The following is a 13,225-nucleotide window of genomic DNA, read 5'->3' as shown; positions in this document are numbered from 1 at the left end:
GAACGCATGAAATCCTGCCTGCCGCCGGATCCAAACCCCACCAAGCCGTTACAGGCGATGCCGCCGCTGGCTTGCGATGCGCATTGCCATGTATTCGGCCCGGCCGATCGTTTTCCCTATGCACCGGACCGTAGCTACACACCGCCGGATGCTCCGTACGAACACCTGGTAGCGCTGCACGATTTCCTCGGCTTCGAACGCGGCGTAATCGTGCAGGCCAGCTGCCACGGTACCGACAATACCGCGATGATCGATGCCATCGCACGCAGCAGCGGACGCTACCGTGGCGTGGCCATCGTCGACGATGGTATCGATGACGCAGGACTCGAGGCGCTCAACCAGGGCGGCGTGCGCGCCGTCCGCTTCAATTTCGTGCAGCACCTGGGTGGCCGCCCTGACATGAATGTGTTCTGGCGGGTGCTCGACCGCGTCGAAGAGATGGGTTGGCATGTCGTGCTGCATCTGGATGCCATCGATATCGTCGAATTGCAGGATGTGCTCAAGCGCATCCGCGTACCGTTCGTGATCGACCATATGGGCCGCGTACGCGCCCAGGACGGCCTGGAGCAGGAGCCGTTCCGCCTGCTAGTACAATTGATGCGCGACAACCCGCTGGCCTGGGTCAAGGTGTGCGGCGCCGAGCGCGTCTCGATCGGCAAACGGCCGTTCGACGATGCGATTCCGTTCGCGCAGACCCTGATCGAGACCGCGCCCGATCGCGTGCTGTGGGGTACGGATTTCCCGCATCCGAACATCTCCAAGGACATGCCCAACGACGGCGGCCTGGTCGACCTGATGTTCCGTTTCTGTCCCGACGAGGGGTTGCGGCACAAGCTCCTGGTCGACAATCCCGCCCGGCTTTACGACTTCGGCTGATCGCCGAGGCCCGAGGTTTCACGCATGACTCAAGCGTCCACCACCATCACTGCCGGCACCCTGGTAAAGCCACGTCAGCCCTTCTACCGCAAGCTGTACGTGCAGGTATTGGTCGCGGTGATCATCGGCGTGATCCTCGGTTACCTGTCGCCCGCTTACGCGGTAAAAATGAAGCCTCTTGGCGATGCCTTCATCGCGCTGATCAAGATGGTGATCGGACCGATCATCTTCTGCACTGTGGTGACCGGCATCGCCGGCATGCGCGATATGCGCAAGGTCGGCCGCGTCGGCGGCAAGGCTTTGTTGTATTTCGAGGTGATTTCCTCGATCGCTTTGATCATCGGCCTGCTCGGCGCGCACATTTTCCAGCCAGGCGTGGGTTTCAACGTCGATCCGTCGACGCTGAAAGCGAGCGAGGTCGCTTCGCTGACGGCGCAGGGCCATAACATCGAGTCGATCGATTTCCTGCTTGGCATCATTCCGACCACCTTCGTCAGTGCTTTTGCCAAAGGCGACGTGCTGTCGATCCTGCTGGTGTCGGTCCTGTTCGGCTGCGCCCTGGCGGCGATCGGCGATCGCGGCAAGCCGGTATTCGATTTCATCGAAAGCGGCGCGCAGGTGTTCTTCAAGATCGTCCACTACATCACCGCCGTCTCCTCGATCGGCGCATTCGGCGCGATGGCCTTCACCATCGGCAAGTACGGCGTGGTCTCGCTGGTTCCGTTGCTGAAGCTCATCGGCAGCTTCTACTTGTTGTGCGTGCTGTTTGTCGTGCTCGTGCTGGGCCTGGTGGCGCGATTGGCCGGCTTCAGCATTCTGAAGTTTTGCGCCTATATCAAAGATGAGCTGTTGATCGTGCTGGGCACCAGCTCTTCCGAAGCGGTACTCGCACCGCTGATGCGCAAGATGGAAGAAGTCGGTTGTCCGAAGCAGACCGTTGGATTGGTCGTGCCGACTGGCTACTCGTTCAACCTGGATGGCACCAACATGTACCTGACGATGGCGATCCTGTTCATCGCGCAGGCCTTGAACGTGCATCTGAGCCTGGAACAGCAGATCACCGTGGCCATCGTCGGCATGCTCACCTCCAAGGGTGCCAGCGGCGTGGCCGGTGCCGCCCTGGTGATGCTGGCCTCCACGCTCGCCGTGGTACCGGTAGTGCCGGTCGCCGGCATGGTGCTGATCCTGGGCATCCACCGCTTCCTGGGCACCGGCCTGGCCATGACCAATCTGGTCGGCAATGGGGTGGCGGCGATCCTGGTCTCGGCCTGGGAGCGCGAGCTCGACCGGGATCGGATGGCAGAGGTCTTGAATCATCGGGGCGGTCAGGCGTAATTATCGACCCTGGCAAATACCTACCCTAACCTCCCCTGTGAACAGGGGAGGGAGTCCGTGTGTTACGCGGGACTTTCTCCGTCGCCCCTGTGGCACGCTCACGCTATCGTGACTGCGTCGAATCGGATCCGGAGGAACGCCAGGCACTTCTGGCAGGCGTAAAAATCCCCCTGCGGATGCAAGCTCTGGGAGGAGCGTGGGGATTGTGGGGTACGCATCCGCAGGGGGCCTGGAACCGGATCTGTTGACCAGCCATATCTGTTGACCAGCCATGGGAGGGCATGGCCCGTTTTCTCTGACGCCCAGTACAGGCTAGGTATCCCGATGGGTTCCATCCATAGCCAATTTCCCTATATTTCATATGACCAATCCGCGAACGGGGAGCGCTGGGCTTGTATCTGGAACTTGACGGCAAAGGCCCGCAATACGCCCAGCTGACCCGGGCCATGAAGAGCGCCATTCTCAGCGGCCGGCTGAGCGCCGGCTCGCGGCTGCCGCCAACGCGCCAGCTGGCACGCGAACTTACCCTGTCGCGCATTACGGTCCTGGCGGCCTATGAACAACTGCGTGCCGAGGGGTTTATCGAGGGACGCGTCGGATCCGGCAGTTATGTCACCAGGCTGGAGACCAAACCACCGCCGCGCCAGATCGCACCGGACATCGCCGCTCCGTCGTGCTTCGCGCAACGCGCTCGCGCGACGCTGGATCGCACCATCGCCGTGCAGCATCGCGGGCTGCGCTATAACCTGCAATTCGGCAATCCGCAGGTCAACCCATTGCTCAACGATATCTGGGCACGCGAGTTGTCGCGAGCCGCTTCGTATACCTCGCTCGATGTCGTGCGATCGCAAGGCTACGAACCGCTACGCATACAGGTGGCCGATTATTTGGGCCGCCGGCGCGGATTGAATGTCTCGGCCGACGATATCCTGATCGTCAGCGGCAGCCAGCAAGCGTTCTCTCTGACGGCTCGCGTGCTGGTCGATGAGGGGGCCTCGGTCGTGCTGGAAGAACCGACTTATTTCGGTGCGCGACAGATCTTCGGTGCCTATGGTGCGCAACTGCTACCGGTAGGCGTGGACAACGACGGCCTGCGTTGCGACGAACTGCCCGCGCAAGCGCCTGCATTGGTCTGCGTAACACCTTCGCATCAGTTTCCCGGCGGCGCGGTGACGTCACTGCAACGTCGCCTGGATCTGCTGCACTACGCCGCCAGCAAGCGTTGCTGGGTGCTGGAGGACGATTATGACGGCGAATTCCGCTACGACAGTCGCCCCTTGGCGGCGATGCGCTCGTTGGACGAGCATGATCGCGTCATCTACGTCGGCACGTTTTCGAAGGTGATGTTCGGCGGGCTGCGCCTGGCTTATATGGTGCTGCCGCAGGCGCTGCGCGAGGACTTCATCAACGCCAAGTACATGGACGATTTTTCCTGTCCGGCGATCGAACAGGCGGCATTGGCGCACTTCATGGAGAACGGCGGGTTCGAGCGGCATCTGCGGCGGTCGACAAAAGAACTGCGTGCAAGGCGTGACGCGCTGCTGGCGGGGTTACGCGAGCATGCCGGGGATCGTGTGGAGATTGTCGACTCGCCGGCAGGTATCCATACGGTAGTGTGGTTGCGCGGTTACAGCCATGCATTGGCGAAGGAGCTGATCGATTATGCGCACGAACGTGGATTAGGGCTCTATCCGATTGCTCCTCATTACTTTTCACCGCCCGAACGAGCAGGTTTATTGCTTGGATTCTGCGGGTTGCCGGTGAATGCGATCGAGGAGGCAATGGTGTTGTTTGGGCAGTGCCTGGATGCGTTCGAGAAGAAGCGCTTGGGCTGCCGATCGTAGATGTTCTCCATCGGGCATCGAAAGCTGCTCGATGCCGCTCCGTCCCGTCACGACCGATTCGCTCCCACAGGAGTGGGTCGGGTATCGCCTGGTGGTTTGGGAGCGACTTAAAAAGAATCTATGCTCAGTGCAGCTTCTGCAGCCAGTCGCCGAGCTGCCTCAATACCTGGCTGCGTGCCGGCTCGGCTTCGTTGAAAAGCTCGTGGTAGAGCGTGTCGAAGAAGCGTGTGGTCAGCTGTCGCTTGGCCCAGGCGCCAGCGGCGAAATCGCGGCTACCGGACGGGTCGACCAGCGCGTCGCTGCCAGCGACCAGGAGCAGGGTCGGGAGCTCCAGTCGCACCGCATCGTCGATGGACGCGGCACCTGCGCGAAAGATGAAGTCGGCCAGGCGTGGCGTGATCCAGCCATGCCGCAAAGGGTCTTCTCGATAAGCCACCACGACTTCGCGGTCGTGCGAGAGCTTGTCGAAGGGCAAGCCGTTGCGCAAGGGCAGATTGGGCAGGACCCCGCTCAGAAACTGAGCCAGACGCTGCAACCAGCGCGGCTCGTGAGTACGCAGGGCAGGGGAGGACAGCACCAGTGCCGGTGGTTCGACGCGGCCATCGAGCACCGCGCGCACGGCCACCAACCCGCCCATGCTGTGCCCGAGCAGAAAAGGCCTGCTCGACTGGGTCGCGGCAAAATGGGTATAAACCTCGGCAAGATCCTTGAGCAGGTCGTCCGCATGTTTGATCGCCCCACGCGGACCCGGCGTCTGGCCATGGCCACGCTGGTCGTAGCCGCGCACCGCATAGCCTCGGATGTGCAGCCACTGCGCCAGCTTGCGGTACCGGCCGCAGTGCTCGCCCAGGCCATGCACCAGCAGGATCGAACCGCGCGGACTGGCATGCGGCCAGTCGCGCACGCTCACTACCTGTCCATCCGCCATCGTCAAGGTGGAGGGGACTTCGCTGACGATGTCGCTGGCGTGATTCACTGCGCGCCTCTCGTGGAAGCTCCGGCTAGGCTGGCGAGTTTATCGCGTAGCGGAATTTGTCGCATGGGCCAAAAAGGGACGAGGGATGAGCCACCGTGAAGGTGGCTCGCCCTCGCCCTTCAAATCACAGCTCCGTCTTGAACTCCACGCCAATCACACGCGGATCGTTGACGAACGCCGTGCGGTTGTTGAAGTCGATCGCACCGATGATCTGCCGGCGATTGGTGATGTTTCGACCGTATAGCGCCACTTCCTGCTTGCCGTAGTTCCAGTCGTAGCCCAGGCGCAGACCGCCTTCGAGCAGCGGCTTGCCGCGGAATTCGGCCGAGTCATAGAGGAAGAAATTCACTTCGCTACGGTAGTTCCAGTCGGTATAGACGAAGAACTCGCCGCTTTCGCCATACGGAATGCCATAGCGCGCCGTCAGCGTGCCGACCCATTCGGGGGCGTTCGGCAACGCGTTGCCGTCGACCAGTGCGTTGCCCTGTGCGTTCAGCGGATCGAGGATGGTGCAGCCGGCACCGCAGATCGCCACGGCAAGGTTCTTGTCCTTCAGTTCGGTATGGTTGTAGCTGCCGCCGGCGGTCACGATGAAGTTCGGTGTCAGATAAGCTTCCAGGTCGAACTCGGCACCGTAGCCTTCGGTCTTGCGTGCGTTGATCAGGCGCGTGGTGTTGATGTCGCCGCCCACCGCGGTGAGCTGCTGGTTGTGCATGGTGAATGTATACACGTCCGCGTTCAGGCGAATGCGGTTGTTCCAGCTCGTGCTCTTCAAACCCAGCTCGTAGCTGGTAATCGTCTCGGGCTTGGCCTGCGAGATGAAGTCGGCGAACAGCACGCGGCCCTGCACGCTCGGCGCACGGAAGCCATTGGCGATGCGCGCATACACGTTCACGTTCGGGCTGAGCGCCCATGTACCGGTAACATCGCCGCTCCAGCGCGCATCGTGCGGCGAAGCGGACAAGTTCAACGTGCCACCGCCGATCGGCGAAAGAATGCGATCGACATTGAAATCGCGCGAATCGTGCGACCAGCGCGCACCGGCGCGGATATCGAAGTCGTCGGTGATCTTGTAATCGCTCGAACCGAACACCGCCCATGCCTTGGTAGTCTGCGACTGCACGGCGAAGCCGTCGAGCGCATGGTTGGCGAGCGTGTTGTAGTCGTAGTTGACGATGGCGATATCTTCATTGAAGTAGTACGTGCCGAGCTGCCAGCTCAAGCGATCCTGCGGGTTGCTGGCGAGGCGGAATTCCTGCGTCAGCTGGCGGTCGTGCGGCAACGCATCGGCGGTCTCGGAGGGGAACGGCGTTACCCACTGGGCATTGGCCGGCGTATTGGCTACGGCAATACCGCCATCGACGTCGCCCAGGCTGTACGTCGTTGCACGCTCGAGACCGGTGATCGAGGTGAAGGTGTAATCGCCGATATTCCAGTTCAGGTGCAGGTTGCTGCCCCAGGCGAACAGATGCTGGCGGTTGCGGCCATCCTGCGCGACTTTGTCGCGGTCGAAACCCGGCACGAAATCGTCGCTACCCAATTCGATCGCATTGGCACGATTGACCGTGGCCGTTCCATCCAGCCAGCGCGCATGGACGTTGATCAGTGCGTTGAAATCGCCGTTCTCGTAGAGCGCCTGTGCGCGCACGGCGCGATCGTTATAGCCGCCCAGTGCATCCTTCTTGCCGGTATAGGTGTTGTCGATCCAGCCGTCGCGATGCTGCGCCAGCGCAGAAACGCGGCCGGACCAATGCGAACTCAGCGCACCGCCGAGTGCGGCCTCGACATTGGCGGTACCGAGCGTGCCGTAGGACACGCGTGCATAGCCCGAGGTCTCCTGGCTGGGCTTCTTCGAATCGAACTTGATCACGCCGGCCGGCGAGTTGCGGCCGAACAGCGAGCCCTGCGGACCGCGCAGCACTTCGACCTGCTCCAGGTCGAACAGCGGGAATCCCTTGAGGATGGGGTTCTCCTGCACGATGTCGTCGTACACCATCGACACCGGTTGCGACGCGTTCAAATCGAAGTCGCTGTTGCCCAGGCCGCGGATATAGAAGCGCGGAAAAATACGGCCGTAGGAGGTTTCGGCATAAACACTCGGCGCGCGCGAAGCGAGCTGGAGCACACCGTCGCCCGCCTGACCGAAAGCCTCCAGCTTGTCGGGCGTCAGCACAGTAAGCGAAATCGGTACCTTCTGCAGGTTTTCGACGCGCTTTTCGGCCGTGACGTTGATCGTCTGCAGTTCGGTGGCCTTGTTGTTCGACGGTGGTTGCGCGGGCGCGGCATTCTGGGCAACGGCGGGCACCGCGGCGAAAGCAGCGGCAATCGACAACGCGAGCACAGCAAGGCGCGGCGGACAGGCGACGGTCATGGCTAGTAGTTCCCCAAAAGGAGTGAAAGAAAACTTGCGATCCACGGCTTGTTCGGCACCGCGGTGACACATCATTGTCACATGTTCTTGCGGCAGTGCAGCGCAATGTTTCACGAGGACTTTGCTTCCCACCCCGCCGTCCCCATTTATGATCGAACCGGCAGCCCATCGGCGGGGTGCCGGTAAGCCCATGCCTCTATTGGAATTTCATCCTGCTGTCGCGCGCTGGTTCGGCCGCGCCTTCCCGGCCCCCACGGCTGCGCAGACGGCTGCCTGGCCTTCGATCCGCGCCGGCCAGGACACCCTGGTGGCCGCGCCGACGGGCTCGGGCAAGACCTTGACCGCATTTCTGGCGGCTATCGATGCCCTGGTACGCGAAGGCGTGGCCAACGGTGGCACGTTGCCCGACGCCACGACCGTGGTCTACGTCTCGCCATTGAAGGCCCTGTCCAACGATATCCGCATCAACCTGGAAGCCCCGCTGGAGGGGATCCGCGGGGAGCTGGCGGCGCTGGGCCTGCCCGACGTACAGATCCGCACCGCCGTGCGCACCGGCGACACGCCGCAGGGCGAACGCACGCTGATGCGCAAGCAGCCGCCGCATATCCTGGTGACCACGCCCGAATCGCTGTACATCCTGCTCGGCTCGGCTTCGGGTCGCACGATGCTGGGCGATACGCGCACTGTAATCGTGGACGAAATTCATGCGCTGGCTGGTAGCAAGCGCGGCTCGCACCTGGCGCTGTCGCTGGAGCGACTGGAAGCGCTGTGTCAGCGGCCGCTGTTGCGCATCGGTTTGTCGGCGACGCAAAAACCGATCGAGGAAGTGGCGCGCTTTCTTACCGGCAAGGCGCACGAACACTGCAACATCGTCGATATCGGGCACACACGCGAACGCGACCTGGCTATCGAAGTGCCGCCGGTACCGTTGGAAGCGGTGATGTCCAACGATGCCTGGGAGTTGGTCTACAACCGGCTCGCCACATTGGCGGAGGAACATCGCACGACACTGGTTTTCGTCAATACGCGACGAATGGCCGAGCGCGTGGCACGCCATCTGTCCGAGCGCCTGGGCAAGGAGGCGGTGGCCGCCCATCACGGCAGCCTGGCGAAGGAACAACGCCTGGACGCCGAACAACGGCTCAAACGCGGCGATCTGAAGGTGCTGGTCGCCACGGCGTCGCTGGAACTGGGTATCGATATCGGCGATGTCGACCTGGTCTGCCAGTTGCAGTCGCCCCGCTCCATCGCCGCCTTCCTGCAACGCGCCGGACGCTCGGGCCACGCAGTCGACGGCACACCCAAGGCGCGTCTGTTTCCGTCGAGCCGCGACGATCTGGTCGAATGCACGGCCCTGCTCGACTGCGTCCGCCGCGGCGAGCTGGACGCACTGTGGGTGCCGCCCGCGCCGCTGGATGTCCTGGCGCAGCAGATCGTCGCCGAAGTAGCGGCGCAGGAATGGAGCGAGGATGCGTTGTTCGACCTGGTGCGGCGTGCCCATCCCTATCGCGGGCTGACGCGTACGCAATTCGACGACACCGTACGCATGCTCGCCGATGGATTCACCACCCGGCGCGGTGCGCGCGCGGCGTACGTCCATCGCGATGCGGTGCATCGCCAGCTGCGTGCGCGGCGGGGCGCGCGACTGACCGCGGTGACCTCCGGCGGCGCGATTCCCGATACCGCCGACTATCTGGTGGTCCTGGAACCGCAGGCGACGGTTATCGGCAGCGTGCATGAAGACTTCGCCGTCGAGAGCCTGGCTGGCGATATCTTCCAGTTGGGCAATACCAGCTATCGCATCCTGCGCGTGGAACGCGATCGCGTGCGCGTGGAAGATGCGCATGGCGTGCCGCCGAGCATTCCGTTCTGGTTGGGCGAAGCGCCCGGGCGCAGCGACGAGCTGTCGTTCGGCGTCTCGCGCCTGCGCGCGGAACTGGGCGCGCAACTGGATGAAGGCGGTCTACCGCAAGCCATAGCCTGGTTGACGCAAACACTGGGCCTGTCTGCCGCGGCCGCACAACAACTGGCCGAGTACCTGGCCAAGGCGCAGACGGCGCTCGGCGTATTGCCGACCCAGCAAACCCTGGTTTTCGAGCGGTTCTTCGATGAATCCGGCGGCACCCAGCTGGTTATTCATACCCCGTATGGCAGCCGCATCAATCGCGCCTGGGGGCTGGCGTTGCGCAAGCGCTTCTGTCGCCAGTTCAATTTCGAACTGCAGGCGGCGGCCACCGAGGACGCGATCGTATTGTCGCTCTCGACCAGCCACAGTTTTCCGCTGGAAGAAGTCGCTCGCTATCTGCACTCGAACACGGCCGAGCACGTGCTGATCCAGGCCTTGCTCGACGCGCCGCTGTTTCCGGTGCGCTGGCGCTGGAACGCGACGACGTCGCTGGCGTTGCCGCGTTTCCAGGGCGGACGCAAGGTGCCGCCGCAATTACAACGCATGAAGAGCGAGGATCTGCTCGCCACGGTGTTCCCCGACCAGGTCGCCTGCCTGGAGAACATCGTCGGGGAGCGGCAGATTCCCGACCATCCGCTGGTCAACCAGACGCTCTACGATTGTCTGCGCGAAGCGATGGACGTGGATGGGCTGCTGACGATCCTGCGCGGCCTGGAGAACGGCAACATCAGCGTTGTCGCACGCGACCTCGCCGCACCCAGCCCGCTATCGGGCGAAGTACTGACCGCTGCGCCTTATGCCTACCTGGATGACGCCCCGCTGGAGGAACGCCGTACCCAGGCTGTGCAGTCCCGGCGCGATGGTGGGGTGGAGGATGCCGGCGATCTGTCCCGGCTGGACCCGGAAGCCATTGCCGCCGTGCGCGGCGAAGCGTGGCCGCAGGTGCGCAGCGCCGACGAAATGCATGAAGCCTTGAGCGTACTCGGCTTCGTCAACGGCAAGGAAGCGGATGAGAACCACGGCTGGCAGGCGTATCTGCATGCCCTGGCCAAGCACCATCGCGCGACGACGCTGAGTCCGGCCGGTACGACGGCGCCGCTGTGGGTGGCGGCCGAAAAGCTACCGATGTGGCAAATCGTGCATGCGAACGCGGCCCTGGCCCCCTCGATCGAAGCACCGCCGGAATACGCCGCGCAGGCCTGGACGCGCGACGATGCACTGCTGGAGATCGTACGTGGGCGCCTGGTCGGCCTGGGCCCGGTGGACGCGAGTTCACTAGCCGCGTCCATGCAGGTCGAGCGCGGCGATGTGGAGCAAGCGCTGCTTCGCCTGCAAACCGAAGGCTACGTCATGCAGGGTCGTTTCGAGCCCGCCGCATTCGACGCCGGCGTGCCGGTAACGCAATGGTGCGAGCGTCACCTGCTGGCGCGGATTCATCGTTACACCATCGGGCGTCTTCGCCGTGAAATCGAGCCGATCGGCCGCCGCCAGCTGATGCGCTTCCTGTTCCAGTGGCAGCATGTCGCTCCCGACGCGCGACTGAGCGGCCCCGACGCGTTGCCCGCGATCGTCGGCCAGCTCGAAGGCTTCGAAGCCGCCGCCGGTGCCTGGGAGGCTGAGCTGCTGCCGGCACGTATCGGCGATTATGCGATCCAGTGGCTGGATGAACAGTGCCGCGCGGGCCGTGTCGTGTGGCACCGGTTGCGCGCGGGCACCGGCGGCAACGGCCCGGTGCGCGCCACCCCGATCGTGCTGTTGCCGCGCCGGAGCCTGGCGACGTGGAGCGCGGTCGCCGCCAACGCGCAACCGCAGGAGACCTTGGTCTCCTCGCGCGCGCAAGCTGTGCTCGATGCCCTGGGCAAGGAGGGCGCGCTGTTCTTCGACGAACTGCTCGATGCAACCCGGCTGCTGCGTACCGAACTGGAAGACGCACTGGGCGAGCTGGTTGCCGCCGGTCGCGTCAGTGCCGACAGTTTCGCTGGCCTGCGCGCGCTGTTGCTGCCGGCAGCCAAGCGCGAAGCACCGCGCCATCGGCGCATGCGCCGGCATATGTTGACCGGCATCGAGGATGCGGGCCGCTGGTCGCTGGCCCGCCAGGGGACAGCCACCGGCAAGAACGATCCGGAGACCGTCGAACATATCGCACGCGCGCTGTTGCGTCGCTATGGCGTGGTGTTCTGGAAGCTGCTCGAGCGCGAAGCGTCCTGGCTACCGACCTGGCGGGAACTCCTGCGGGTCTATCACCGGCTGGAAGCGCGCGGCGAAATCCGCGGCGGACGCTTTGTCGAAGGCCTGGTCGGCGAACAGTTCGCCTTGCCCGAAGCGATTCCGCAACTGCGTGCGGCAAGACAGCGCGAGAACGACGGTGAGCTGGTGGTATTGAGCGGCACCGACCCGCTGAATCTGGTCGGCACGGTCCTCAGCGGCGAGAAGTTGCCGGCATTGATCGGTACGCGTGTGTTGTACGAAGACGGCGTGCCTGTCGCCGCGTTGGTCGCCAGCAAAACGCAATGGCTGGTCGAGGGCGATACGCGCCGCCAGCAAATCTGGCGCAATGCTTTGCTGCGCCGTCCGGGTTACGAAACCGCCACGTTCGAAAACCTCGCGGCCGGTCAGTCGCTGTGATCGGCGATATAGATCAATAGACCGTCGCGCTCACGGAACTCGCTGCGACCGTTGAGCGCCATGCTCTGCCCGGCGCGAATGCCATTGGGCAGATCGATGCCGAACGTGCCTTCGAAGAAGATATTCACGTAGGCCGCGCCTTCGAATTCACGATACTCCGTGACCGTCTGGCGACGCGCGGAAAAAAGGTGACGCGAGCTTTCGGCCAGATGGCGCAGTTCATCGATGCCCAAGGTGCGCAGGCTCAGGTTGCCTGCCGTGTAGTTCTCGAAGACGACATCGCGATGCATCGTCGCGAGCATGGCGTCGACATCTTTGGCGTTGTAGGCGGCGAGATAACGGTCAATGAGCTGGCGCATGAGCGGAACGGTTCTTTGCGGTACTGCGCATCATACCGCCCGGCAACCGCCAAACCGACTCTCGTGAACGAGACGGTAGGTCGGGCTATAGCGCCAATGCTCCAGCGACCGCGAAGCGGGAACCGGAATCCTTACAGCTTGACCGTGCTTGAGCAACTAGGCTGAAAGCGCGGCTCGATTACCGAGTCTCGCACTATCCAAATCATTCAAGGATGAAATCATGAAATCGCTGGTAAGGAGGCTGTTCGCCCTGGCCATGGCCGTCGGCACCACCGGTCTGACACAGGCATACCCCTTCATTGACGAACCCCGGGCTCTCGACCGGCTCCACAAGAACGCGCTCGCCGAAGGCGGAAAACTGGTCGTTTACGGCGGTGGCGACAGTCCCGGAAGCCTGGATGAACTGGGACGGGCCTTCGAGGCCCGTTTTCCCGGCATGTCGGTACACATCGTCACCGACTTGAGCAAATTCCATGGCGCACGTATCGATAATCAGCTGGCGCGCAACCGGCTTACTGTCGATGTGGCGCAACTTCAGACCCTGCACGATTTCACCTACTGGAAGAAGCAAGGCCACCTGCTCCGCTATGCGCCAGCGATCGGTTGGCGACAAGTGCCAAGCAATTTGAAAGATCCGGGCGGCTATTTCACAGGCATCAGCGTGTTGTCCCTGGGCAACGTGGTCAACACGACCGTTGCGCCCGATCGTTTCGTGCTTCGCACTGCCTTGGATTTTCTAGATTCCCGGCTGAAGGAGAAGCTGGTGCTTGCCTACCCGACGGATGACGATGCGCTGCTTTTTGTTTTCAAACGCTTCGTCGACCGATACGGCTGGGAGTTCATGGATCGGTTCATGGCGCAGAAGCCGACTTTTCTGCGTGGCACGGAGCAGGCCGGGGAAGAGGTCGCCACTGGCCGTTACATCGCCGCCCC

The 13,225-nt window shown here is 63.1% G+C and carries 8 protein-coding genes; 5 read left to right on the top strand and 3 right to left on the bottom strand.

What is annotated here, in order from left to right:
• Positions 1-6: 6 nt before the first annotated feature.
• The 3 genes from VIM98_RS05425 (at position 7) to VIM98_RS05415 (ending at position 4,055) form a co-directional block, all read left to right on the top strand.
• On the top strand, positions 7-876 hold the full coding sequence (locus VIM98_RS05425) for an amidohydrolase family protein (protein ID WP_331992080.1): 870 nt from the start codon (positions 7-9) through the stop codon (positions 874-876).
• Between the two features lie 24 nt (positions 877-900).
• A complete protein-coding gene (gene dctA / locus VIM98_RS05420; protein WP_331992079.1) occupies positions 901-2,211 on the top strand; it encodes a C4-dicarboxylate transporter DctA in 1,311 nt (436 codons plus the stop codon).
• Positions 2,212-2,603: 392 nt separating this feature from the next.
• Complete coding sequence (locus tag VIM98_RS05415; protein WP_331992078.1) at positions 2,604-4,055, top strand: PLP-dependent aminotransferase family protein; 1,452 nt, start codon at positions 2,604-2,606, stop codon at positions 4,053-4,055.
• A gap of 124 nt (positions 4,056-4,179) precedes the next feature.
• Here VIM98_RS05415 and VIM98_RS05410 read toward each other — a convergent pair whose 3' ends face one another.
• Both VIM98_RS05410 and VIM98_RS05405 read right to left on the bottom strand, forming a co-directional pair.
• The gene (locus VIM98_RS05410; RefSeq protein WP_331992077.1) at positions 4,180-5,031 is read right to left on the bottom strand and encodes a lysophospholipase; all 852 of its coding nucleotides are present in this window, start codon (positions 5,029-5,031) and stop codon (positions 4,180-4,182) included.
• Positions 5,032-5,155: 124 nt separating this feature from the next.
• Positions 5,156-7,402 (bottom strand): TonB-dependent receptor, encoded by a 2,247-nt coding sequence (locus VIM98_RS05405; protein WP_331992076.1) that lies wholly within the window; start codon positions 7,400-7,402, stop codon positions 5,156-5,158.
• A gap of 190 nt (positions 7,403-7,592) precedes the next feature.
• Here VIM98_RS05405 and VIM98_RS05400 point away from each other — a divergent pair, with 190 nt between their 5' ends.
• The gene (locus VIM98_RS05400; protein WP_331992075.1) at positions 7,593-11,933 is read left to right on the top strand and encodes a DEAD/DEAH box helicase; all 4,341 of its coding nucleotides are present in this window, start codon (positions 7,593-7,595) and stop codon (positions 11,931-11,933) included.
• On the opposite strand, the gene VIM98_RS05395 is transcribed toward VIM98_RS05400, so the two are convergent.
• Complete coding sequence (locus VIM98_RS05395; RefSeq protein WP_331992074.1) at positions 11,921-12,292, bottom strand: nuclear transport factor 2 family protein; 372 nt, start codon at positions 12,290-12,292, stop codon at positions 11,921-11,923. The genes VIM98_RS05400 and VIM98_RS05395 overlap by 13 nt on opposite strands.
• 220 nt (positions 12,293-12,512) lie before the next feature.
• On the opposite strand from VIM98_RS05395, the gene VIM98_RS05390 reads away from it, so the two are divergent.
• A partial coding sequence (locus VIM98_RS05390; RefSeq protein ID WP_331992073.1) for a hypothetical protein occupies positions 12,513-13,225 on the top strand: 713 nt, incomplete at its 3' end.

This window comes from Dyella sp. (assembly GCF_036568765.1).
GTDB lineage: Bacteria > Pseudomonadota > Gammaproteobacteria > Xanthomonadales > Rhodanobacteraceae > GSA-30.
The sequence above is the reverse complement of the archived record's forward strand: the minus strand, read 5'-3'. Positions and strand labels throughout refer to the sequence as shown.

Coding starts and splice junctions, on each gene's coding strand:
- VIM98_RS05425 (WP_331992080.1), top strand. CDS start 7: ATGAAATCCTGCCTGCCGCCGGATCCAAACCCCACCAAGCCGTTACAG.
- dctA (WP_331992079.1), top strand. CDS start 901: ATGACTCAAGCGTCCACCACCATCACTGCCGGCACCCTGGTAAAGCCA.
- VIM98_RS05405 (WP_331992076.1), bottom strand. CDS start 7,402: ATGACCGTCGCCTGTCCGCCGCGCCTTGCTGTGCTCGCGTTGTCGATT.
- VIM98_RS05400 (WP_331992075.1), top strand. CDS start 7,593: ATGCCTCTATTGGAATTTCATCCTGCTGTCGCGCGCTGGTTCGGCCGC.
- VIM98_RS05395 (WP_331992074.1), bottom strand. CDS start 12,292: ATGCGCCAGCTCATTGACCGTTATCTCGCCGCCTACAACGCCAAAGAT.